The sequence below is a fragment of the Protofrankia sp. Cr1 genome (assembly GCF_963555865.1).
Taxonomy (GTDB): Bacteria; Actinomycetota; Actinomycetes; order Frankiales; family Frankiaceae; genus Protofrankia.
The window spans coordinates 1-785 of record NZ_CAUVXO010000618.1 but is presented as its reverse complement, the minus strand read 5'-3'; the positions used below and the strand labels follow the sequence as shown (position 1 = coordinate 785).

Here is a 785-nt window from a genome sequence, read left to right as displayed (position 1 = left end):
CCGGCGCCGGTTGCCCCCACCAGCGCGCCACCGACTCTTCGGTGAGGATCGCACCCAACGCGGCGACGTCGGTGGGGCGGCCAGGACGGACCGTGACATCGCCACCAGCAAGCAGCGGACGCGTTTCCACAGCCTTCCCTCCGATCCGAGGCCCTCTCAAAGGTGATACCACTCAAAACTCCACGGTGACGCCGCACCGGACGGCGTCGTCCACTGGAACAGGCTTCGCTGGAATGGCTGCCACATCGACTGCCCGTGGTCAGCGTCGTCGGCTCCGTCGGTGACCACGGGCGCACCCGGCACCCGGGTTACGCTGATCGTCGCAGGGTAACTCCGATGAGCAGCCGGTGAGCAACGGGGGCGGTTGTGGACGAGCCACAGGGACCGGGGCGGTGACCCAGGTGAGCGCCGCCCAGCCCGTGGACGGTGTCCAGCCCGTGGACGGTGCCTTGCGTGCCTGGGCGGTCGCGCATGCCCGCACCGTGGGCCGCACGGGTGATCCGTCGGGGATACCGCCCCAGCTGGACGGTGCGCGGCCGGCCGGGCCGGGTCCGCGGTGGGACGAGCCGTGGGGGCCGGGTGAGGTCGTGGTCACCGAACCACCGGCCACCCTGACCGGCCACACCGGAGAGATCAACTCGGTGGGGTGGGCGGCCGGCCCCGACGGCCGGCTGCTACTCGCCTCGGGCAGCGACGACGCCACGGTGCGGGTCTGGGATCCGCGCACCGGCCACCTCCTGCACACCCTGACCGGTCACACCGGCGCGGTCTGGTCGGTGGGGTGG

General features: G+C 72.4%; 1 pseudogene. It reads left to right on the top strand.

Features of this window, described 5'->3' with window-relative positions:
- Positions 1 to 392: 392 nt before the first annotated feature.
- Positions 393 to 785: pseudogene (locus tag U9980_RS26825) on the top strand (hypothetical protein); the annotation flags it as partial.